This is a genomic window from Ignavibacteria bacterium, from assembly GCA_017303675.1.
GTDB lineage: Bacteria > Bacteroidota > Ignavibacteria > Tepidaquicellales > OLB5 > OLB5.
The window spans coordinates 1,498,785-1,519,750 of record JAFLBX010000002.1 but is presented as its reverse complement, the minus strand read 5'-3'; the positions used below and the strand labels follow the sequence as shown (position 1 = coordinate 1,519,750).

At 38.6% G+C, this 20,966-nt stretch carries 25 protein-coding genes; 18 read left to right on the top strand and 7 right to left on the bottom strand.

The genetic code is table 11. The features are described from left to right. Positions 1-38: 38 nt before the first annotated feature. Together J0M37_16100 and J0M37_16095 are read right to left on the bottom strand one after the other, a co-directional pair. Positions 39-407: an RNA-binding S4 domain-containing protein gene (locus tag J0M37_16100; GenBank protein MBN8586611.1), complete on the bottom strand. Its 369-nt coding sequence runs from the start codon at positions 405-407 to the stop codon at positions 39-41. Positions 408-516: 109 nt separating this feature from the next. Next, the gene (locus tag J0M37_16095; protein MBN8586610.1) at positions 517-753 is read right to left on the bottom strand and encodes a hypothetical protein; all 237 of its coding nucleotides are present in this window, start codon (positions 751-753) and stop codon (positions 517-519) included. 72 nt (positions 754-825) lie between these two features. Between J0M37_16095 and J0M37_16090 the strand changes: the two genes are divergently transcribed. Both J0M37_16090 and J0M37_16085 read left to right on the top strand, forming a co-directional pair. Beyond that, positions 826-993 carry a hypothetical protein gene (locus tag J0M37_16090; protein MBN8586609.1) on the top strand — a complete coding sequence of 56 codons (168 nt, stop codon included), beginning with the start codon at positions 826-828 and terminating at the stop codon, positions 991-993. 8 nt (positions 994-1,001) lie between these two features. Then, on the top strand, positions 1,002-1,358 hold the full coding sequence (locus J0M37_16085) for a type II toxin-antitoxin system VapC family toxin (GenBank protein MBN8586608.1): 357 nt from the start codon (positions 1,002-1,004) through the stop codon (positions 1,356-1,358). Between the two features lie 15 nt (positions 1,359-1,373). On the opposite strand, the gene J0M37_16080 is transcribed toward J0M37_16085, so the two are convergent. Both J0M37_16080 and J0M37_16075 read right to left on the bottom strand, forming a co-directional pair. Then, positions 1,374-2,072, bottom strand: coding sequence for a hypothetical protein (locus tag J0M37_16080; GenBank protein ID MBN8586607.1), 699 nt, complete (start codon positions 2,070-2,072; stop codon positions 1,374-1,376). A 75-nt stretch (positions 2,073-2,147) separates the two neighbouring features. Continuing rightward, the gene (locus J0M37_16075) at positions 2,148-3,437 is read right to left on the bottom strand and encodes a DUF4010 domain-containing protein (protein MBN8586606.1); all 1,290 of its coding nucleotides are present in this window, start codon (positions 3,435-3,437) and stop codon (positions 2,148-2,150) included. A gap of 200 nt (positions 3,438-3,637) precedes the next feature. Here J0M37_16075 and ade point away from each other — a divergent pair, with 200 nt between their 5' ends. The 12 genes from ade to J0M37_16015 all read left to right on the top strand — a co-directional run bounded on the left by ade (position 3,638) and on the right by J0M37_16015 (position 13,928). Further along, positions 3,638-5,266: an adenine deaminase gene (gene ade / locus J0M37_16070; GenBank protein MBN8586605.1), complete on the top strand. Its 1,629-nt coding sequence runs from the start codon at positions 3,638-3,640 to the stop codon at positions 5,264-5,266. Between the two features lie 212 nt (positions 5,267-5,478). Next, the gene (locus tag J0M37_16065) at positions 5,479-6,003 is read left to right on the top strand and encodes a GNAT family N-acetyltransferase (protein MBN8586604.1); all 525 of its coding nucleotides are present in this window, start codon (positions 5,479-5,481) and stop codon (positions 6,001-6,003) included. 129 nt (positions 6,004-6,132) lie between these two features. After that, positions 6,133-6,747, top strand: a complete 615-nt coding sequence (locus tag J0M37_16060; protein ID MBN8586603.1) for an FMN-binding negative transcriptional regulator — start codon at positions 6,133-6,135, stop codon at positions 6,745-6,747. A gap of 144 nt (positions 6,748-6,891) precedes the next feature. Beyond that, entirely contained in the window at positions 6,892-7,104 is a 213-nt protein-coding gene (locus J0M37_16055) for a hypothetical protein (GenBank protein ID MBN8586602.1), read from the top strand. A 122-nt stretch (positions 7,105-7,226) separates the two neighbouring features. After that, positions 7,227-8,225: an NAD-dependent epimerase/dehydratase family protein gene (locus J0M37_16050; GenBank protein ID MBN8586601.1), complete on the top strand. Its 999-nt coding sequence runs from the start codon at positions 7,227-7,229 to the stop codon at positions 8,223-8,225. Positions 8,226-8,417: 192 nt separating this feature from the next. After that, a complete protein-coding gene (locus J0M37_16045) occupies positions 8,418-9,077 on the top strand; it encodes a hypothetical protein (GenBank protein ID MBN8586600.1) in 660 nt (219 codons plus the stop codon). A 29-nt stretch (positions 9,078-9,106) separates the two neighbouring features. Continuing rightward, complete coding sequence (locus J0M37_16040; GenBank protein MBN8586599.1) at positions 9,107-9,409, top strand: transcriptional regulator; 303 nt, start codon at positions 9,107-9,109, stop codon at positions 9,407-9,409. 58 nt (positions 9,410-9,467) lie between these two features. Continuing rightward, positions 9,468-11,207, top strand: coding sequence for a DUF4173 domain-containing protein (locus J0M37_16035; protein ID MBN8586598.1), 1,740 nt, complete (start codon positions 9,468-9,470; stop codon positions 11,205-11,207). A 5-nt stretch (positions 11,208-11,212) separates the two neighbouring features. Beyond that, entirely contained in the window at positions 11,213-11,584 is a 372-nt protein-coding gene (locus tag J0M37_16030; protein MBN8586597.1) for a hypothetical protein, read from the top strand. 33 nt (positions 11,585-11,617) lie between these two features. Beyond that, on the top strand, positions 11,618-12,895 hold the full coding sequence (locus tag J0M37_16025) for a hypothetical protein (protein ID MBN8586596.1): 1,278 nt from the start codon (positions 11,618-11,620) through the stop codon (positions 12,893-12,895). A 67-nt stretch (positions 12,896-12,962) separates the two neighbouring features. After that, the gene (locus tag J0M37_16020; protein MBN8586595.1) at positions 12,963-13,340 is read left to right on the top strand and encodes a VOC family protein; all 378 of its coding nucleotides are present in this window, start codon (positions 12,963-12,965) and stop codon (positions 13,338-13,340) included. Positions 13,341-13,556: 216 nt separating this feature from the next. Beyond that, positions 13,557-13,928: a VOC family protein gene (locus tag J0M37_16015; protein ID MBN8586594.1), complete on the top strand. Its 372-nt coding sequence runs from the start codon at positions 13,557-13,559 to the stop codon at positions 13,926-13,928. Between the two features lie 137 nt (positions 13,929-14,065). Here the strand turns inward: J0M37_16015 and J0M37_16010 are convergent, their stop codons facing one another. Then, positions 14,066-14,800, bottom strand: a complete 735-nt coding sequence (locus J0M37_16010) for an esterase family protein (protein MBN8586593.1) — start codon at positions 14,798-14,800, stop codon at positions 14,066-14,068. 201 nt (positions 14,801-15,001) lie between these two features. Between J0M37_16010 and J0M37_16005 the strand changes: the two genes are divergently transcribed. The 4 genes from J0M37_16005 to J0M37_15990 are packed head-to-tail and all read left to right on the top strand — an operon-like array spanning position 15,002 to position 17,730. Next, the gene (locus tag J0M37_16005; protein ID MBN8586592.1) at positions 15,002-15,604 is read left to right on the top strand and encodes a DUF899 family protein; all 603 of its coding nucleotides are present in this window, start codon (positions 15,002-15,004) and stop codon (positions 15,602-15,604) included. A 6-nt stretch (positions 15,605-15,610) separates the two neighbouring features. After that, the gene (locus J0M37_16000) at positions 15,611-16,168 is read left to right on the top strand and encodes a DinB family protein (protein MBN8586591.1); all 558 of its coding nucleotides are present in this window, start codon (positions 15,611-15,613) and stop codon (positions 16,166-16,168) included. A gap of 18 nt (positions 16,169-16,186) precedes the next feature. After that, positions 16,187-16,699 (top strand): 3-hydroxyanthranilate 3,4-dioxygenase, encoded by a 513-nt coding sequence (locus J0M37_15995; protein MBN8586590.1) that lies wholly within the window; start codon positions 16,187-16,189, stop codon positions 16,697-16,699. Continuing rightward, positions 16,699-17,730 (top strand): amidohydrolase, encoded by a 1,032-nt coding sequence (locus tag J0M37_15990; protein MBN8586589.1) that lies wholly within the window; start codon positions 16,699-16,701, stop codon positions 17,728-17,730. The genes J0M37_15995 and J0M37_15990 overlap by 1 nt, the downstream gene beginning before the upstream one ends. A gap of 182 nt (positions 17,731-17,912) precedes the next feature. Here J0M37_15990 and J0M37_15985 read toward each other — a convergent pair whose 3' ends face one another. Together J0M37_15985 and J0M37_15980 are read right to left on the bottom strand one after the other, a co-directional pair. Continuing rightward, positions 17,913-19,619, bottom strand: a complete 1,707-nt coding sequence (locus J0M37_15985; GenBank protein MBN8586588.1) for a S8 family peptidase — start codon at positions 19,617-19,619, stop codon at positions 17,913-17,915. A gap of 215 nt (positions 19,620-19,834) precedes the next feature. Continuing rightward, positions 19,835-20,938: a T9SS type A sorting domain-containing protein gene (locus tag J0M37_15980; GenBank protein ID MBN8586587.1), complete on the bottom strand. Its 1,104-nt coding sequence runs from the start codon at positions 20,936-20,938 to the stop codon at positions 19,835-19,837. Positions 20,939-20,966 lie beyond the last annotated feature (28 nt).

The following is a 20,966-nucleotide window of genomic DNA, read 5'->3' as shown; positions in this document are numbered from 1 at the left end:
TTATCAACTATCAAATCTCAACTGACAACTATCAACTCTCAACTCTTCATCCTGTCTATAAGTCTTCTGTCTTTTTTAGTGGGCCTTCCTGTGCCTTTGAACTTGCTTTGATATGAAACGAAGCGTTCTGTTCCCCGTTTTGCAAACTCTTCAGGGGGAGTTATATCCTCAGCATAATTTTTTACCAGCGGAGCTCCAACACGTTTTTCAAGCAGCTCCAGCACCCTGAAAGCCCGCTTAACATATCCCTGCTGAACAGTTATTATCTCACCCGGCTTTATATGGCGTGATGGCTTTACACTGGTGCCATCGATCTTGACCTTACCGCCATCACATGCTTCGGTTGCAAGGCTGCGTGACTTAAATAAACGGATGCACCATAAATATTTATCGATTCGTACGTTCAAATATCAAATAATTAATACCAAATACCAAATACCAAACACCAAATATTAAATATCAAATATTAAAAAACAAATAACAGATCAGATTTAACTGTAAATTATCAACTGTCAACTATAAACTGATCAGTTTTCCTAAATCATTGCGCATTTCATCAAATCGTTTTAATGCGGATTCAATGAACTCCTCATTAATCATTTCCTTCAATTTATCTTCACTCAGTACATCAAACTGGTTGAGCTTAAATGTCTGCTCCAGTCCGTCCTGCTCAAGCTTTACCAAGTATTTCTGATTCCACAAAAAAACCGATATCCGGCATTTTAGGTGGTGTATTTCTGCTATTGTTCTCATTTAATAACAATTTAACATTTTATGTGGTTTTAATAAATAGCAATTTTGATAAAATATATTTAAATTTATAAAATGGTAACAGTAATTAAGAAGACAGATACAAAAAGGCAGATCAAACGTAAGGTCAAACCTACGGGATATTCCAGTCAAAAGAAACTTTTTGATGCTAAGAAGTATAATGGAATTTTGAAACTTAAGGAAGATCCGCTCGAAATACAAAAGAAAATGAGAGAAGAGTGAGGAGCTAATTGGTTGTAGATACTAATATTCTCCTCTATCTGCTTAACGAAGATGACAAAATCGAATCCCTTCTGAACAGAACTCAGGTTTACATATCATATATCACGGAAATAGAACTTTTGAGTTATCATAACATCTCAAACGCTGAGTTGAAGAAAATTGAGGCAATGATAGATAATTGTACCGTAATAGAAATGAATCACGATATAAAACAACATGTTATTGATTTACGAAAGAAGTATCGAATTAAGTTAAATGATGCAGTTATCGCTGCCACTTCACTTTATATGGGAATGCCTCTACTAACAGCTGATTCAGGATTTATTAAAATTAAAGAGTTGGATCTGAAATTCTATGAAAAATAATGTAAATTAATTCGGTTATTCTTCTCTTTTAAAAAAAGTCCATTCGGAAAAAATTCCACCTCTTGCATAGAAACCGTCATCATTAATGTCTTTTATTGAATATTTTAAAATCTTTCCTTCTGGTATTAATGTAAATGGTATTTTCATTCGTATTCTGATTCTTTTATTGAATACACTGAATAAATAAAATTTTACTGTTTCGTAGCCAATGTATGATACTTGTAACAAACCACCAAGATCTTGTCGAGGTATTTTTAGGTAAGCAACACCATCTTTATTACTAGGCATAGAAAGTATTTTTTCACTTCCTTTCCAATACGCAATAAATGCACTAACGAGCGGACCCACCCCATCTGTTAATTTTAATTCAATATTTATAGTATCATTTATTGAAATAGTGGAATCTATAATCACAAAACTTGATGTATCGAAATCTATTGGTTTATCTTTAAATTGTAAATATAAAGAGCCCATTCCTTGCAAGTAAGTTCCGAAACCAATATCGTTTACAATATCATCCCTGTATCCAAATTTAAAGTGTAAGCTATCAAGGATTGTAATTTCTTCGCGATATTCCGAATTATAAACAGTCTCTCCTGTAAAATGATTATACTTCCATACAGAAACATACCTTCCCGGCTCAATTTTTTGTGCAAAAGAAAATTGGTTTACAGAAAACAATATTAATAATATTACAAATACTTTCCTGCTCAATTCGTGTAATTAGTGAAATTCGCCTGACTTTCGCCTTTTGAAAGTTGGTTATCTTTTATCATTCTTCATTTGCGGTTACATTATCTCAACAACCAATGCCAACGCAGCAGTGATCAAAGTTATAATTCCCATGGCCGTACCGGCTAAGATCTTCGTATGCCTTTCAGCAAAAGATAATATGTAAATAGATTTCAGGATATTATTTGAAATTATCGCCTGCAGCGCGGCCCTGCCAAGTGTATCAAGCGGAAGCTCATATTTGCCCTGGAAAATGTTCAGCAAAAACGGGTCAATATCAGTAAACCCGGTTATAAAAGAAAGTATATCAAGCCCTGATGTGCCGAAATTCGTGATAGTGTATGATGTTACTATGCTGAAGAGTATAAACAATCCCGCAAACAGAAGCGAAACCTTAAGTTCAAGCGGATTTGTATGGGGTGACTGAAGAAGCTCCTTTTGCTTGGGTTTATTTCTTAAATAAATAAATACTCCCGCTGAAGCTGTTGCAACAATTAATATCGCTGAAAATGGAAGCATCATGAAGGCAAGCTCCCTGTTAAAGATGAACATAAGTATCAGCACCCTAAGGTACATCATTGCATTTGCTATTATTATTGATGCAGCATAAATTCCTGAGCTGCTTTTTACCTCACGGCTCCGTTTTGAAATTATTACAGTTGTTGCCGTTGAACTGTACATTCCCCCAAGCAGCGCCGTGATTATTACTCCAGACTTCCTGAAAAAATAAGTCTGAAGCAGGTAGCTTGCATAGGATATTGCCGAAACTATCACAACTGTAAGCCATATTTCATATGGCGAGAGGCTTATATATGGCAGTGTTACATCACTGGGCAGCAATGGCAGTATGACTCCTGCAACGATGAGAAATTTCGCAAGGGTTGTGAACTCTTCAATATCTATCCTTTCGGATACTTTTTTGAAAAAAGTTTTCTTTTCGACCATTATCAGTACTGTAACAACTATAAGTACAGTAAGCCATTTTGGCTGTGTGATAATAAGCGGTCCGAGAGAATATGTAATAAAAGCAACAAAAATTGATGTGAGACCCCATGATTTTGTATCACGGATCTTTGAAAAATAAAAAATTCCCAGCAGTGCTGCAAGTATAACTGCGCCCGTTATAAAAAGGTAAAGATTCTGCGGCGAGATGGTATACAAAATAAATCCAAGTGAACCAATGAATGCAAAGGTCCTGTCTGTACCGAAAGAGGGCGAATCAGTTTCTTCGCTGTCCTCTTTTTCTTCATCACGCCTTTTGCGCTGCTCAAACCCTATCAGGAATGCAAGGGCAACTGTGATAATAAAATCAATGAACAGCTCCGGTATTTGTGAGAAAATCTCCATTTTGTTAATTAAACATAGCTTTTAGTCACTAAGTTTTCAAGGGGAATTAGCGAACAATAACGTTTTCTGCATTTCCATTTTTCTCTTTTAACCCTCGCCTAAACTCACTAAATTTGTAATTAATTAAGATTCCTGCTTCCGCTTGAATAACACAAAGTGTAGTATCAGGTCTAACGACCCGGCATATTTATAATAAAACTATGGAACTTACAGGCAATATCGTTGATGTTTTGAACAGGAAGATTTTTCCGGGCACAGTAACATTTGAAGATGGAAAGATTAAATCAATTACACCTACTGAAGGCAAGTATGAGAACTACATCCTGCCCGGATTCATAGATGCCCACGTCCACGTGGAAAGCTCAATGTTAATTCCATCTGAATTTGCACGGCTTGCCGTGCTGCATGGTACAATTGCCACGGTATCAGATCCGCATGAAATCGGCAATGTACTCGGACTCGACGGCGTTAGGTATATGATAGATAACGGCAAAAAAGTGCCGTTCAAATTCTATTTCGGCGCGCCTTCCTGTGTTCCGGCTACAACATTCGAAACCGCGGGAGCAGTTATAACCGCTGAAGATATTAAAAGACTGTTTGAAGAAGACGGCTTGAAATATCTTAGTGAAATGATGAACTATCCGGGTGTACTGCACCGTGACCCGCTTGTAATGGATAAGATCAATATCGCTCATAGTTTAGGCAGACCCGTTGACGGGCATGCCCCCGGACTAAAAGGTGAAGACGCAAAGAAATATATAGAAGCAGGAATATCAACTGACCATGAGTGCTTTACACTTGATGAAGCGTTGAGCAAAATAGGGTACGGAATGAAAATTCTCATCCGCGAAGGCTCCGCCGCTAAAAACTATGAAGCCCTGCATCCGCTGCTTGGCTCTCACCCGCAAATGGTAATGTTCTGCAGCGATGATAAACACCCCAATGATCTTGTTGTAAGCCAGATAGATGAACATGTCCGGCGTTCTGTAAAATACGGGTATGACCTGTTTGATGTACTTACTGCCGCATGTGTGAACCCTGTTAAGCATTATAAGCTTGATGTCGGGCTGCTTCAGCCAGGTGATGCAGCGGATCTTATTGTTGTAAATAACTTAACTGATTTTAAGGTTTTAAAAACATTCATTAACGGGCAATTGGTTGCAGAAGAAGGTAAGTCTCTGATAGAAAGAGTCCCGGCGGAAATTGTAAATAATTTTAACACTACCAGGAAATCACCCGGTGATTTTTCCGTGAATGCCCGTAATGACGGTGCACCCGTTATCAGGGTTATTAAAGCACTCGAAGTCCAGCTTATAACTGAAGAGCTTCATGAACCGGCAAAGCTTTTTGATGCGAAGCTGGTATCCAATACTGCAAACGATGTTCTTAAGATGACAGTTGTATGCAGGTATAACAATGAAAAGCCGGCGGTTGGATTTATCCGGAATTTCGGGCTAAAGCGGGGAGCTATTGCTTCATGTGTTGGGCATGATTCACATAATATCATAGCTGTTGGCGCATCAGATGAAGATATCTGCAATGCCGTTAACGGAATAATTGATTATAAAGGCGGCATATCAGTTGCTTTTGACGGCAATGTTGAAGTATTGCCGCTGCCTGTTGCGGGAATTATGACAAATGAAGACGGCTATACAATCGCAGAAAAATACACACGCCTTGACGCAATGGCTAAAGAGCTTGGTACTGAGCTTCATGCGCCGTTTATGACATTATCATTTATGGCACTTTTGGTTATTCCTCAGCTAAAGCTGAGTGATAAGGGTCTGTTTGACGGGCGTAAATTTGAATTTGTTGATCTGTTTGTGTGATTGCTTTTTTTGATCTCGCGAAGACGCAAAGGCGCAGTTTTATAATTTTTTTTGATTTAGAATAACAGGAATTTTTGTCTGTTAATAATTAGATTTTGATTTGCCCCGCTCTTCAGAGCGGGAAATGAAAATACCCCCTCTTGATCTCCCCCTAACAGGGGGAGAAGAGAACGCAACGCAGTTGTGTTCGAAGTAGGGGTAATGCACTGCCAATGAAAACATTCACTTTAAATAACACAAATTATACAATCCGGCTCTTTGATGAATCTAAAGATTCTGTTGAGGAGCTAACAGACCTTCTGCACCGTGCATATAAAAGGCTTGCTGATATGGGGCTGAACTTCATTGCAACATTTCAAAGTGCTGAATACACACGGAATTATCTGAAAAAAGGGGAGTGTTACATTCTTGAAGCAAGCAGCAAGCTTACCGGTACTGTATTCTATTATACTACTATGTGGGATGATGCCCCGGAAATTTATAAACAAAATGATTCTGTGCTAATAGGCAAGTTTGCTGTTGAGCCGGCTCTGCAGAAGCACGGCCTTGGCTCAAAGTTAATGGATTTTGTTGAATCACTTGCCATAAAAAGAAATAAAAAGCGTGTAGTGCTTGATACATCCGAGAAAGCTTTGCATTTAATTGATTATTACAATAACCGCGGATATGAATATATCCATTACTGGCAATGGCCTGATGTTAATTATAAGAGTGTAATCTTAAGTAAAGAGCTTTGAAGTTCGTAAGACTTCAAAAGTCTGTTTTTGTCATAGTATTTTCAGATGAATCTTATTTATATAATATGTGATAAGACTTTTGAAGTCTTATCGTAAAAAATTCTGCCACCAAAAATCCAGGACTGCCAAATGTACACTCCAAAACATTTCGAAGAGAATGAAAGAGCGAAGTTAGTTGAATTCATGAAGCAATACAACTTTGCATCATTGGTCAATACCGCAAAGAAAAGATATTGGGCAACTCACCTCCCTTTTTTGGTTGAAAAAAATGACGGTGAAATTATTCTAAGAGCGCATATGGCTAAGGCAAACCCGCAGTGGGCTAATTTTAAAGCTGATGAAGAAGTGCTTGTTATTTTCCAGGAACCGCATGCATATATATCACCTAAGCTTTACGATAACCCGGTGAGTGTACCTACGTGGAACTACATCGCAGTACACGCTTACGGTGTGCCTCAAATTCACCATTCATTAGAAGAAAGAATTGCTGTGCTTGAAGATTCATTCAAAGTTTTCGAGCCTCAGTATCAAATGCAGTGGGAAAGCTTACCGGAAGATTATAAAAACGGTTTACTCGATGGAATTGTTGCTTTCAGCATAAAAATAAAAGAAATTGAAGGGAAATTCAAATTAAGCCAAAACAGAACAGAGGGCGACAGGGAAAGAATAATTGAGGAACTGGGCTCAAAAAAGGACAATGTAAAACGGGATATTGCATCATTTATGAAAGCCCGGAAAAAATAACCGTTTCTATATCATTAATAAACATAGATTTATTTTATTTTTAGCCTAACGTCTTTAAGGTATTCCTACATTGCAATATTTAGTTTATTTTACGTTAATATAAAAGTATAAATATTGCAAATAGCAAATTTCGTGGAGTTTAATATGGCTAAAAACAACCAGCCAAAGACAGTTCTGGCATCACGTAATACGTCAATTATTTCAGTGGCTGAATCATTACTTAACGATGCAGGAATCATTTATTCGATCAGCAAAAACGGAGTAACAGAGATCCAGGTAACAGGAGATGAAAATATTCTGAACGCGCGGAAGATACTCATTGATCTTGAAGAGCTTGATTTCCATGATAACAAGTGAACGGTTATATAGATTTATATTTCAGTTAATAAAATAAGTATTTAAATTTACAGCGGAGCTTAGCTCCGCTTTTTTTGTGCCCTCCTTTCTGAAACTTTTTTATAATACGTAAAATTATTGATATGAAAAAAATTCTCATCTTAGGCGGCACAGGGTTCGTTGGCAGGATCCTTACCGAAAACCTCATAAAGCTTGATATACAGCCCGTACTTTTTAACCGCGGCAAACGCTCTCCCGGAATTTTCCCTGAGCTTCGGCATATACAGGGGGATAGACTTAATCCTGAAGAAATAAAACAGATCGCAGATGAAGACTGGGATACTGTCATAGATTTCAGCTGTATGTATCCTGTAAACCTGGATGAGATCACCGAAATGCTAAATGGTAAGGTTGGAAGGTATATATTTATTTCCACTGCAAGTGTTTATCCTATGAACGACCCGGAGTTCTGGAGCAAGCCGCTGGAGGAAGATGCGCCAACCTTGCCATGTACCGAAGAACAGAAAACAGATCCTGATGTTAATTCCACTTACGGTGAAAAAAAAGCTGAGTGTGAAAGGATCCTGCTTAATAAAAAATGGCTGGATTCAGTTATCTTCAGGCCCGGGCTGATATACGGCAGGTATGATTACACTGACAGGTTCTATTACTGGCTGTACAAAGTGCATAATAATAAAAAAATACTTTTTCCTGATGGCGGCAAAGAAAGCTTTACAGCAACATTCAGCGAGGATTTTGCAGAGCTTATTAGGGCAGCTATAGATGTGAAGGAGCATAACAGGATCTATAACGCTGTAACCCATAAACCGGTAACACTTAAGGAATATATTAATTCTGCTTCTGTGCTGACCGGTAAAACACCTGAACTAATCGATGTATCTATGGATTTCATCGAAGAAAATAAAATTCAGCCGTGGGCTGACCTGCCAGTATGGGTTGGAGCAATGAATATGTGCCTTGATAATTCAAGGGCAGAAAATGATTTCCCCGTTTTCTTCCATAACTTCAATGAAAGCGTTAAACGATGCGTGGATTATTATTCTGCTTTGGGATGGAAGGCTCCTGTTGCAGGATTATCAGATGAACGCGAAAGTGAGCTGATTCAAAAAGCATCAGCTTAAGAATAGAAAGAACATAATGGTTCTGTTTTGTTACAGAAAAAAAAATGAAATTTAATGGCTCCGCAAGGAGCCTTTTTTTATATCCAATCACCAAATACCATAGTTTTTTTCTTTTAATCCTTGACATTTCAATTTTCTTCGATTAACTTTGCATTACAAAGTACTTTTTAGCAGAAACCAAATTCTTGAACAATGGAGCAGAATAAACCCGGAAACAGTGAAATGGATTCAAACCAGCAGCATTTAAAGAACCTGACGGAGATACGAAGCCTGATGGAGCGTTCCAGCAGCTTTATATCGCTCAGCGGGCTATCAGGTATAAGCGCCGGTATAATGGGCCTGATAGCGGCATTTATCCTTCATCAAAAGCTTTTCAGGTTTATGGATTATTCCAGCTCACCAATGATATCCGCTGAAACGCGTCTTGATTTCATAATTTTCGGAATTACAGTATCTGCGGCTGTACTTGTTATAACTTTCCTTGCGGCAATATACTTTACCGCCAGGAAGGCAAAAAAGAACGGGTACCCGGTTTGGGATGGCTCCGCAAAAAGACTGGTAGTGAACCTGTTCTTACCCCTTGTAACCGGGGGAGTTTTCTGCCTTATACTTATATATCAATATTATGACTGGCTTGTGCTGCCTTCAATGCTTGTGTTCTACGGGCTTGCCCTATTGAACGCCGGTAAGTTCACTTTAAGTGAAATAAAATGGCTCGGTGTTTCTGAAATTCTGCTCGGGCTTATATCAATGCTTTTCCTTAATGAAGCTATATATTTCTGGGGTGCAGGATTCGGTTTGCTTAATATTCTTTACGGATTAGTGATGTATTTTAAATATGAAAATAAATAATTGAATTTCAGCCTGTTAAGCGGAACAAATTGAAGGATATCCTCGTAAATATTAATAAGCTCTTTGAAAGCAAGATCAGGCTTGGGATCATGTCAATGCTGATGGTAAACGATTGGGTTGATTTTAATTCCCTTAAAACCCACCTTGATGTTACTGACGGGAACCTTGCCAGCCATATGGCATCACTTGAAAAAGCAAAATATGTGAAGGTCAATAAATCATTTATAGGCAAAAAGCCGAATACAACATATTCAGCTTCAGCTGCAGGAAGGAGAGCATTTAACGAACATTTAGACGCACTTGAAAGGTTAATAAACAGCAGCGCAAAATAAAGCGCGAAGCTGAAAAAACAAATCATGAAAAAGATCATCATATCCGGAGGGCCCCAACATGCATAAGCCCAGGTTCATTATTACAATTGCGCTTCTGGTAATCTATAATTTTTTCTTCTGGTCAGAAAAGCTGGGGCTGAACATTTTTATTTTTTTCTCTCTCGGAATCGTTGCCCAGCTTTTTATGAATGAAGAGAATATTAAAAATAAAAATGTCATTGTATCGATGCTTGCTGCTTTGTATGCCTCGGCGATGGTTTTGTTCATAAACTCCGGTTACGCCAAATTTGCAGCATTTGTTTGTTTTATGATCTTTACAGGGTACATTCACCAGCCGCAGCTTCAGACAGTCTACAGCGCAGTGCTTACCACAGTTTCAAGTTTTGTGATCTTTCCGTATAACATATATACTGAGCTCAGGTATTTCGCTTCAAAGTTCAGGGCGTTTAAGCTGGCTCTAAAGTTCGTTAAGCTTGCCTTTATACCGCTAATATTTTTTGTGATATTCTATTCCATTTACGCTTATTCCAATCCGGTCTTCAACTCATACTCAGTTACTTTCTGGGATTCAATTGGGAATTACCTGTATGATATTTTTATAAATTATCCCATACTTCGTTTCTTTTATATCCTGCTGGGATTAATGTTAATTACCGCTTTTATTTATAACAATAATATCAGGGTATTTACAGAGCTTGATAACTCATTCCACGATTCATTGCAGCGTGATAAAATATTCAAGGTGCACTCACGCACTAAGCCTGTACCGAAATCACATTTAATGTATACCCTCTTTTCATACCGCTTTAAGCCAAACTCGCTTAAGCTTGAAACAAAAATGGGAATTGTACTGCTTGTAATGATGAATGCTTTGCTGCTGCTTCTGAATGTAATTGATATACAGGTTACGTGGCTTGGCTTTGATGCGGCAAATATTGAGAACATTGCGTACTATGTCCATGAAGGCACTTATTATCTCATTTTCAGCATACTGCTTTCAATGGCAATATTACTGGTAATATTCCGCGGTTCGCAGAATTACCTGGCTTCAAACAAAACATTAAAGCTCCTTGCATATACATGGATAGTTCAGAACGCTTTTATGGCAGTATCGGTATCCCTCAGGAATATCTATTACATAGAGCATTACTTTGCGCTTTCATATAAAAGAATAGGCGTTATGATTTTCATTATCCTCACGCTTACCGGGCTTGTTACAATGATATTAAAAATTCATCAGAAAAGAACGACGTTCTGGCTTTTTAAGGTCAACAGCATGGCGGCAATATTAATGCTGTTGATCATGAGCTCATTCAGCTGGGATATTACAATTGCCGAATTCAATCTTAAAAATCCCGCAAAAGATAAAATTGATATTGATTACCTGCTGAAGCTAAATGATGATGCGCTTCCTGTTCTTGATAAACACAGGGATGTCCTCAACAGGGATTTCCTGGAATACAGCTTTATTTTCAGTGACTATAACAACGGGCTTACTGTTTACAAGCAGCGTGTTGAAAGCTTTGATATTAACCAGGAAAATTATTCATGGCTTTCGTGGAATCTGCCGGATGAAAGAACCAAACAATATTACAAAGAAAACGGGTCGCAAATTTACCTCCCGCTCAAAAAGAAAAATTTAGACAGCCTGAAAAATAATGTGATCGATAAAAATGAGCATCTTGAAACAGTGCCGCGAAATGATAATGATATTAATGCCCGTGAAAATGAGCCGAAGATTGAAGAAACACCAAAGCTGAATGCACCTGATATTGATAGAAGGCAGAATCAAAGATGACGGATATGGAAAAGTATTTTGATAAAACCACATTTACGGGTTTGGTTCTGCTGCTTCCTTCAACAATGATAATTATATCAATACTGCTGAGGGCAGTTGAGTCAGAGCTGTTTTATGAAGCGCTTTTTACAATTAAGAAAACATTAAACCCGTACGTTGTTATGAACGTTTGTTCGCTTGTCTCACTGTTAATTTGCTTTGCAGATATTATTTTTATCAATTCTAAAAAGGCTGATACTAAAGAACTTGAGCTTTTGGTGTACAGAAAAAGCTTTTTAAACTTAACTATTATAACAGTTAACATAAGTTACATTATATTCATATATCTTTATCATGACCTTCAGAAATTAGGCAATATTCCCGTTGGCAGAAATTAAAACATAATTCAAAAAATTTAATTACAAACCAAAATGAAACAAAATATTTTGGAAAACATCCAAAATCCCTCTATGCTTGAAAAGCTTTACCGCGAGAACTATACTGAATTTACAAATAATTTTAATGAAATATTTCCGGAAATTAAGGAAGAGCCGCTTGCCCAATTCTGGAAAATAAGGCTTACCGAAGAAACATTGAACATTGCCGCAGATAATGATTCCGCTGAGGATCTTTTGGGCGGGAATAACGGAAAGTTCAATCTTTTATATACCGTAATAGCGGCTTTGGTATGCGGCACAATTTTAAAATTCCCCAAAATTTTCGGTCTTGAAGCACAGTATTTTATTCCCAATAATCTGCCGTTTTTGCTTTTCCCTGCACTGGCGCTTTTCTACCTGCTTAAGTTTAAAGCTGACAGTAAAAAAATTATCGCTGTATTTTCTGTTGTACTGTTTGGTATCGGGTTCATGAATTTTATCCCGTGGCAGGAAACCAGCCAGACAAGGATACTTTCAGCGATCCATTTTTCATTTATAACATGGGTCCTGCTGGGAGCTTCATATATTAATTTTGATATTAGCTCAAGAAAAGCAAGGATGAACTTTTTAAAACGCAACGGAGATACTTTTGTACTGACAGGGGTCATTCTTTGTGCCGGTATGCTGCTTACAATGCTTAGTGCTGCAATGTTCAGCGTCATTAAAGTAAGGATAGATACTGTAATAGAAGAATATGTTGTTGTTTACGGGCTAATTTCTGCGCCGATTGCAGCCAATTATATGATAGAAACCTCGCCTAAAATTATCAGCAGGGTAGCTCCTTTTATTTCAAAGCTGTTTACGCCTTTAATGTTCATTGCTATGACTGGTTTTTTGGCGGCGCTGGTATTTTTCGCTAAAGATCCATTTAATAACAGGGAAGAGCTCATAGTTTTTAACGTATTGCTGGGCGCAATAATTGCAGTGGTTGTTTTCACATTTTCAGGCAGTGCAGAAAATCACAGGTCAATTTACAATAAAATACTGCTTCTGCTTTCCATCGAAGCGTTGGTTATAAACTCAATCGCGCTTTCGGCTATTATTTACAGGCTGTTTTCCTTCGGGCTGACTCCTAACAGGATTGCAGTGCTTGGAGCAAACCTACTGCTCTTCTCCAATCTGATATTAATTACATTCAAGCTTTTTCAGTTTATCCGTAAAAAAGCTGAAGCTGAAAGTGTTGAAAAAAGCATGTCTGATATGCTGCCGATCTATGCAGTATGGGCTGTGATTGTTGCTGTATTGATGCCATTGTTTTTTTGGTTTAAATAAACTTCCAGTTTATACTGAAATATTGATTTTTAATATATATTTTTGTGGAAATTGAAAATTAACTACTATGGATTCAACTAAAATTCAATCAATTACAATGGGAAGCGTTTACGCTGAAGATTATAGCGATTCGTTCAGATTCTATAATGGTGTGCTTGGACTCGAAGATTACTCTCCAATGGGTGATAAGGCCTGCTTTTTCCAGGTAAATGATGAACAGGGAATGTACCTCGAAGGCGGCTATGATGCCCCCGAAGCAGGATTCGATACCACCAAAGTATCGTTTACATTCAAGGTCGGCTCCGCCACACAGATGTTCGCCAAGCTGCGCAAAAATGCTATTCGTACGATACAAAAAGAACCTATGAAAATGAATGAGGATACATATTGGTTCCAATGTTACGACCCTTCAGGTAATATTGTGGAATTTGTTGGCGGGGAGTGAATTACTCGTGCCACGAATACAGGTATGTTAATATCTGATTTAAAACGGATTTTTCATGTTATTCCGAAATTCAATATAGAAACTGGTTTCGTGGCATGAGTATCTTCTTGATTTAAACAATGACCGATAAAAATAAAATATCACGAATTCCATAAGCAGTTAATAAAATTATAACATTTATCATAAGAATAAAAGTAATCAGTAGGATAATATATTATGGAAAAAACAAAGATCACCTCGATCGGTATGGGCAGCATTTATGTAGATGATTTTAAAAAAGCATATGAGTTTTACAGCGGTATGCTGGGACTCGAAGGACAGCCGGGTGAGAATTCCTGCTTCTATCAGCTTAATAAAGAACAGGCAATATATGTCGAAGGCAATTATAATCCGGTTGCTAAAGATCCCAAAGGCGTAAAATCAGCAATAACATTCAGGGTTGAATCAGCTTTAAAGATGTATGATAAATTAAAAAATTCAGGTATTGAGATGATCCAAAATGAACCAATGAAGATGGCTGAAAATATATATTGGTTCCAGTGTTTTGATCCTTCTGGAAATATTGTTGAATTTCTGGGAGGCGAGTGATTCCCTCGTGCCTTAAATAGTGTCAAGGTATTATCTTAACTAAAACGGGATTTTATACCTTACTAAAATCATTAGTGTATTTTCAGTTTAAGCTCTCATATAAAAAGATTCCCGCTTTCGCGGGAATGACAATCAACTTACAGTTTCGAATCAATAAAATATGGCAGCATTTTGCGCCATGAAGGCCAGTCATGCGGGATATCATATCCCCAGAGGTCCAGTTCATGGTCAATGCCTTTGGCATGCAATACATTGCTTAGATTTTTAGATGCTTCCGGATTTTCATAGCTGCCCTGCCCGGTTGTGATATAAATGTGTTTTCTGCCTCTTATCTGGTTCAGTATATTCTCATCGTTCAGGTTGCTTAAATAATCTACTGGTGAATTAAAATAAACGTTCTCATCATAATAACCTTTTGAATAATCCTTCAGGTCATATGAACCGCTCATTGCAATTGTGCCTGCAAATATATCAGGCCTGCGGAAAAAAGTATTTGCTGCATGAAGCGCACCGAATGACGCGCCGGTTGTTATTATCTGCACATCATTCCCGCATATTTGTTTTATGAACGGAACTACTTCGTTTATTACATATTCATTGAACTGTTTGTGCCGCTCTGATTTATATTCCGGGTGATTTTCATCATTCAGCCAGCTTTCACTGTTTATACTGTTGATGGAAATTGCGCGTACCTTTCCGTTGTTAATATATGGTGTTAATGATTCAATTAAATGAAACCTTTCATACTCCAGGTAATCAGCTGCCGCCGTGGGGAACATTAAAAGCGCATACTGGTTTCCTGTTCCGTAAACTACAGTTTCCATTTCTTTATTCAGGTTCGGACTGAACCATTTGTGTATTTCTCTCTGCATATGATATATATTTTGGTTATTCCTCAGGTGTGTGAACTGCAAAAATACAAATATTTATACACAGTAAAAAGTCGTTTTACTCTAAAAGAATTGGTATAGTTTATAAAATAACTTATTTTTATAATTAATGAATTCATCCATTAAAAACCACAAAAATCCCCCCAAAATGCAGTTTTCGGGAGGTTAATTAAATACATTGATATGGGAAAAAAAGAAAAAGTTTCCAAAAAAAGCAGCGCATCTTCAACGGAAAAAAATGAAAAGAAACTGCGGAAGATAACCGAAGAAATAACGGAACTTCGTAAAAAATATATTAAAGTTATTAGCAGGCTTGCCGAAGCAGATGTTAAAGATTATATCCTGAAAGATGTTGAAGGAAATGACATAAAGCTCTCAGAAATGTTCGGTGATAATGAATACCTCATTCTTGTTCATAATATGGGGAAAGCCTGTTCTTACTGCACGCTCTGGGCAGATGGCTTCAGCGGAGCAGCTTATTATATAGAAAAGAAAGCGGCGTTCGTTCTGGTATCACCCGATCCCCCGGAAGTTCAAAAAGAATTTGCCGCCTCACGAGGTTGGAAATTCAGAACATACTCAGCTGCGGGCACTGATTTCATTGCAGATATGGGCTACTATACTAAAGCCGAAGGCTACTGGCCCGGTGTATCTGTATTCCATAAAGATGAAAACGGGAATATCAAACGTGTATCCAAAGATTTCTTCGGACCCGGTGATTTTTACAGCGCTCCCTGGCACTTTTTTGATCTCATTCCGCAAAACAAAGAAGAAAAGGAGAAATAGATATTCATGAGCGCTATGCCGCAAGAGCTGAAAAAGATCTATGATGAATTCAGCCAAATGAAAAAGGATTCATCAGCGTTTTTATCCAAAGTAAAAGAAAGCGAATTCAACAAACGCCCCGCAGATAACGGCTGGTCAATTGCTGAATGTATCGATCACTTAATTGTAACCGGGGTTGATTACTGCGATACTTATGAAAAAGGGCTGAAAAAGCTGGAAGAAAAGAACCTGAGGTATTCAGGCGAAATGAAATTCAGCTGGATAGGAACTAAATTTATCGGAAACGTTGAGCCGCCGGTAAAGAAAAAATTCAAATCACCCGGCAAATGGGTGCCTGATTCAAATATTAACAAAGCAAAAGCAACAGAGGCTTACCTGCAGCTTCAGGATAGATGGATGGAACTGGTTGAAAGATCAGCGCCATGGGATCTTACAAAGATAAAATTACCTTCTCCGGCAGTAAGCTGGATAAAATTTTCGGCGTTTGTAATACTTGAAGTAAATGCTGCGCACCAGCGCAGGCATCTTGAACAGGCTAAGAATGTAAAACGAAATTTAAAATAACTATAAGGAGCTATAATAATGTCACTAAGTTCATTCAATTTTAAGCAGTGGATAGAAGAGAACCGGCACCTGTTAAAACCGCCAGTTGGCAATAAATGTATGGTGAACGGCGACCTGATCGTTATGGTTGTAGGCGGACCCAATTCACGCAAAGATTATCACTACGAAGAAGGCGCTGAATTTTTCTACCAGGTAGAAGGTGATATAGTTGTTAAAGTTATAGAAGACGGTAAGCCCAAAGATATTCATATTAAAGAAGGTGAAATGTTCTACCTTCCGCCAAACATACCGCACTCACCGCAAAGACCAGCCAACACAGTTGGCCTGGTAATTGAGCGCAAGCGTGAAGAAAAAGAGCTTGATGCTTTCCAGTGGTACTGTGAAAACTGCGGCAACAAGCTATACGAAGAATTCGTTAAGCTCGATGATATTGTTACACAGCTTCCGCCGATTTTTGAAAAGTTCTGGAACGATATGGATAAACGCACCTGCAACAAATGCGGAACAGTAATTCAGCCTCCTGCTAAGTAATGAAGATAGATGTACATACGCACATACTGCCTGAAAACTGGCCTGACCTGAACAAAAAATATAACACTCACGGTTTTGCTACAATAGAACATCACAAGCCGTGCTGCGCCAAAATGATGATAGGCGATAAGGTCTTCCGTGAGATAACCGAAAATTCATGGAGCAGCTCCAAACGAATTGCGGAGTGTGATGAACACAATGTTTCAATGCAGGTAATTTCCACTGTGCCGGTTATGTTCAATTACTGGGCAAAGCCCGGTGAAACTTATGATCTCTCCCGCTTCTTAAATGACCATATTGCAGACGTTGTCAGGGATAATCCATCAAGGTTTATCGGGCTTGGAACGCTGCCGATGCAGGATACAGGGCTTTCTGTTAAAGAGCTTGAGCGCTGCATGAAAGAGCTTGGACTTGCGGGAATAGAAATAGGAACTCATATTCACGGTAAGAATCTGGATGACCCGGATATCTGCGAGATATTTCACGCCTGCGAAGAAATGAATGCCGCGGTATTCGTTCACCCCTGGGATATGCTCGGCAAAGACAGGATGCCTGAATACTGGCTTCCCTGGCTTGTTGGTATGCCCGCTGAAACATCGCTGGCAATATGCTCTATGATATTTGGCGGCGTATTTGAAAAGTATAAAAACCTGAAAGTGTGCTTCGCACACGGCGGTGGTTCATTCCCTTTTTCAATTGGGCGTATAGAACACGGTTTTCATGTAAGGCCTGATCTTGTTCAGACCCGGAATAAAGTAAACCCGCGAAATTACCTGGGCAAATTTTACCTTGATTCGCTCGTTCACGATGAAATGGCTATGAAATTCCTAATTGACCTGATTGGCGAAGACTGCATTGTAATGGGCTCTGATTATCCTTTCCCCTTGGGGGAGCATGTGCCGGGAAAGTTAATTGAATCAATGTCTGAGTTTAACAGTGTTGTAAAAGAAAAACTACTGTGGAAAAATGCTGCGGAGTTTTTGGGAATAACTGAGCTTATACAGAAAATGTATGGTAATGTAGCATCATAAAAAGATTCCCAAACCGGAGTTTGGGAATCAGATTTAAGCTTTTTCTTTCCCATTCCGGAGTTTGGGAATCAGATGTGGTCTTTTCTCTTTCCCAAACTCCAGTTTGGGAAAGCATAGAATAATTATTCCAAATTATTGTAACATGTTTTTTGCTTTTTCACTTTTGCCTTTTCACTTTTGTCTTACTTCACTAAAACCATCTTCTTCATATCACTAAGCTTACCGGACTCAAGCTTATAATAATAAATTCCTGAAGCGTAATTTCCCGCATTAAACTCAATCTCATACGTACCGGCAGATACCACTTCATTCACTAATACAGCAACCTGCTGCCCGTTTGAATTATAAACTGTAAGCTTTGCATTTTCTCCGCCTTTTGAGATATCGAACCTGATCTTGGTAACAGGATTAAACGGGTTAGGATAGTTTTGTTTTAGCCCAAATTTATCAGGTACAATAGTGGATATCGGCATAATTCCTATAACCTGATTTAATGCGCCGCGTGAATCGATAAGTCCCCACCCGAAGTAATTATCAAACCCGGGGGTATCTTCGTTTGCGGGACCAACCTGGTCACGCGCTGAATTTTTCAGCGCATTATATATATCATTAAATGTCAATGATGGATTCACACCAAGCAGCAATGAAATTACCCCGGCTGTCATTGGCGTAGCTTGCGAGGTGCCGCACCAGTAGTTGGTTGAATTGGGATTGTTATAAACCAGTCCCAAAATCATTTCGCCCGGAGCAGCAAAATCAATGTGTGAACCAAAGCTGCTGCCGCCTCCCCAGCAGAAAGGTACTGCGCGGAACATCCTGTTGTTGATCGCGCCTATTGCAATTACATTGTTCAGTCCGGCTGGGTAGTAAGTGACATTATTGTTGTTATTCATCATACATGCAACTACTATTCTGCCGTTATTGAACGCATAAGTAACTGCATCAGCCATTGCCTGGCTGTAAGACTGGCCGCCAACGCTCATATTCAAAACTTTTGCGCCGTTATCTACCGCGTAAGTGATTCCTGAGGCAAACCAGGAATACTGTCCGGAATTTGAAGCGTTCAGTATCTTTACAGGGATTATTCTGCAGTTCCAGTTTACTCCTGCCATCAGTGATCCGTTATTTCCTTTTGCACCTACTATGCTGCCAACATTGGTTCCGTGTCCATGATCATCTGTTGGATTGTTATCGTTGTTGGCATAATCATATCCCTGCAGCATCCTTCCTGAAAATTCAGGGTGGGTGAGCGGCATGCCTGAATCAAGGATTGATACAATTAAATTAGTACCGGTTGTTATATCCCATGCGTTTACAGCGTTAATATCACCACCTGATGTGCCGGCAACTCCGTTGATAGTCTGTCCCGTGTTCCGCAATCCCCATTGGTTACCAAACGAAGGATCATTTGGAACAAGCGAAGTATTCTGTGAGAAATTACTTCCGCCAAAATATCCGCCGCCATATCCAATATAATCAAACTCAGCGTATTCGATCTGCAGGTTTTTAGATATGTAATCCCTTGCTGTTTCAATTGAAACAGCACCGGGGTTGATCTCAATTATAAATATTCTTTCAATCCCTCCGTGAAGCGGCGTCATATCAGCATCAGGCTTAAGAGCCTTGAGGGTGAGTATATTACATTGCTGCATAAAAATATTCAAAGCTGAATTGCGGTTCATATTCACTGAACCTGCAACTAGATTCTCCGATAAACTTTTGGGCGCATATAGGCGGGCATCTCTGAAAAGCTCTGTGCCCTGTTTGAATTTTATTATCAGCGACTGTTTGCTGTATTCTTCAGAGAACAGGGCTGAGGATTGTATTACCAATGTAATGATGAAGAATATTTTTAATGCTGTTTTTGCGGGTAGATATGACGGCTTCATTTTACCTCCGTTTGAAATTGATTTGGTTATGTACATAACTTAAAATAACACTTTTTTTAAGTTATTACTTTATCTAAAATTACGTATTAAAGCTAAATTCTCTTTTCTTTGTAAAAATAAGGGGCCGCAGCCCCTCATTCATATTTTTTTTACCTTTTTTTACTTTCCGTACTTTAAACGGTCCCGCTTTTTTGCTTAGCGGGATGCCTTTTCACTTATTTAATAAGTACCATCTTTTTCATATCAGTATAACTGGCTGTTTCAAGCCTGTAATAATATACTCCTGATGAAAGTTTACCCGCATCAAAGCTTACTTCATAACTGCCGGCAGTCAGCGCTTCATTAACCAGAATTGCTGTCATTTGGCCTAGGGTACTGTAAACTGCCAATTTTAAATTAGCGGAGCTTTCAGTAATATCAAATGTAATTTTTGTAACAGGATTAAACGGGTTAGGGAAGTTTTGATGAAGTGCGAACTTTTCCGGAATATTTGAATTTACCTGCTGTACCCCCGCAATATTTCCTATATTATGGAATGTTACAGTATTGTTGCCGCTGTTTGGTACACCAAGAGTATCACCGTTTTTATTAATATATATATCAGCCGGATTGCTTAAGCCGCTGTTGATTACTATAGTAACCGGCAAAGTAAAATTGATATCATACCTCAGTATTTTAGCGGGAGCAGGTGACCATGAAGAAATATATACATTATCATATTTATCAAGATAAATTCCGTCACAGTTATTATGACCGGTGTTTGTAATTGTAGTGAGCGATGAATCAACAAGATTTACCTGCTTAATTGCCGCATTGCTTCCCCAGTAACATATAAGCAGCCTGTTGCGGGGTGAATCAACATACACGCCGTTAGGCTGTCCACCTGCAGTTGGTACGTAGATCCACCATGCACCGGTATTTAAATTCAGCTTGTAAATTTTTTGTCCGGTAAAATCTGAAATATACGCAATACCCGTTGACTGGTCTATACCTAATCCGTTAAGAAACGATGCTCCGCTCAAAGTAGCGGTAAATTCCTGTGTTCCGGTTGCGAGTGAAAATCCTTTTATCGTGCTTCCCGCGCAGGCGTAAACCCTGCCGTTGTAAATCCTTATACCATGGCTGCCGGAGCCCGATGGCGCAAAATCAGTTACCACGCCTGTGGCATTGTTCCTTTGTTTTATCACACCGCCGGAATTAGTTACCAGCCACCTGTTATATACAGAATCATAAACTACACTTTCCGGACTTGTGTACTGGGAATAAATGAGGGAAAAATTTATGAAAAATAGTGCAACAAATAAACAATACTTCTTCACGCTGCTCTCCTTAAAAAATTAATAGAAT

Bases quoted from the DNA above. Each gene is read 5' to 3' on its own strand.
- J0M37_15985 (MBN8586588.1), bottom strand. From the start codon at position 19,619: ATGAAGCCGTCATATCTACCCGCAAAAACAGCATTAAAAATATTCTTC.
- J0M37_15995 (MBN8586590.1), top strand. From the start codon at position 16,187: ATGTCACTAAGTTCATTCAATTTTAAGCAGTGGATAGAAGAGAACCGG.
- J0M37_16095 (MBN8586610.1), bottom strand. From the start codon at position 753: ATGAGAACAATAGCAGAAATACACCACCTAAAATGCCGGATATCGGTT.
- J0M37_16015 (MBN8586594.1), top strand. From the start codon at position 13,557: ATGGAAAAAACAAAGATCACCTCGATCGGTATGGGCAGCATTTATGTA.
- J0M37_16000 (MBN8586591.1), top strand. From the start codon at position 15,611: ATGAGCGCTATGCCGCAAGAGCTGAAAAAGATCTATGATGAATTCAGC.
- J0M37_16025 (MBN8586596.1), top strand. From the start codon at position 11,618: ATGAAACAAAATATTTTGGAAAACATCCAAAATCCCTCTATGCTTGAA.
- J0M37_16090 (MBN8586609.1), top strand. From the start codon at position 826: ATGGTAACAGTAATTAAGAAGACAGATACAAAAAGGCAGATCAAACGT.
- J0M37_16055 (MBN8586602.1), top strand. From the start codon at position 6,892: ATGGCTAAAAACAACCAGCCAAAGACAGTTCTGGCATCACGTAATACG.
- J0M37_16020 (MBN8586595.1), top strand. From the start codon at position 12,963: ATGGATTCAACTAAAATTCAATCAATTACAATGGGAAGCGTTTACGCT.
- ade (MBN8586605.1), top strand. From the start codon at position 3,638: ATGGAACTTACAGGCAATATCGTTGATGTTTTGAACAGGAAGATTTTT.
- J0M37_16010 (MBN8586593.1), bottom strand. From the start codon at position 14,800: ATGCAGAGAGAAATACACAAATGGTTCAGTCCGAACCTGAATAAAGAA.
- J0M37_16005 (MBN8586592.1), top strand. From the start codon at position 15,002: ATGGGAAAAAAAGAAAAAGTTTCCAAAAAAAGCAGCGCATCTTCAACG.
- J0M37_16045 (MBN8586600.1), top strand. From the start codon at position 8,418: ATGGAGCAGAATAAACCCGGAAACAGTGAAATGGATTCAAACCAGCAG.
- J0M37_16060 (MBN8586603.1), top strand. From the start codon at position 6,133: ATGTACACTCCAAAACATTTCGAAGAGAATGAAAGAGCGAAGTTAGTT.
- J0M37_16050 (MBN8586601.1), top strand. From the start codon at position 7,227: ATGAAAAAAATTCTCATCTTAGGCGGCACAGGGTTCGTTGGCAGGATC.
- J0M37_16030 (MBN8586597.1), top strand. From the start codon at position 11,213: ATGGAAAAGTATTTTGATAAAACCACATTTACGGGTTTGGTTCTGCTG.
- J0M37_15990 (MBN8586589.1), top strand. From the start codon at position 16,699: ATGAAGATAGATGTACATACGCACATACTGCCTGAAAACTGGCCTGAC.
- J0M37_16065 (MBN8586604.1), top strand. From the start codon at position 5,479: ATGAAAACATTCACTTTAAATAACACAAATTATACAATCCGGCTCTTT.
- J0M37_16035 (MBN8586598.1), top strand. From the start codon at position 9,468: ATGCATAAGCCCAGGTTCATTATTACAATTGCGCTTCTGGTAATCTAT.
- J0M37_16075 (MBN8586606.1), bottom strand. From the start codon at position 3,437: ATGGAGATTTTCTCACAAATACCGGAGCTGTTCATTGATTTTATTATC.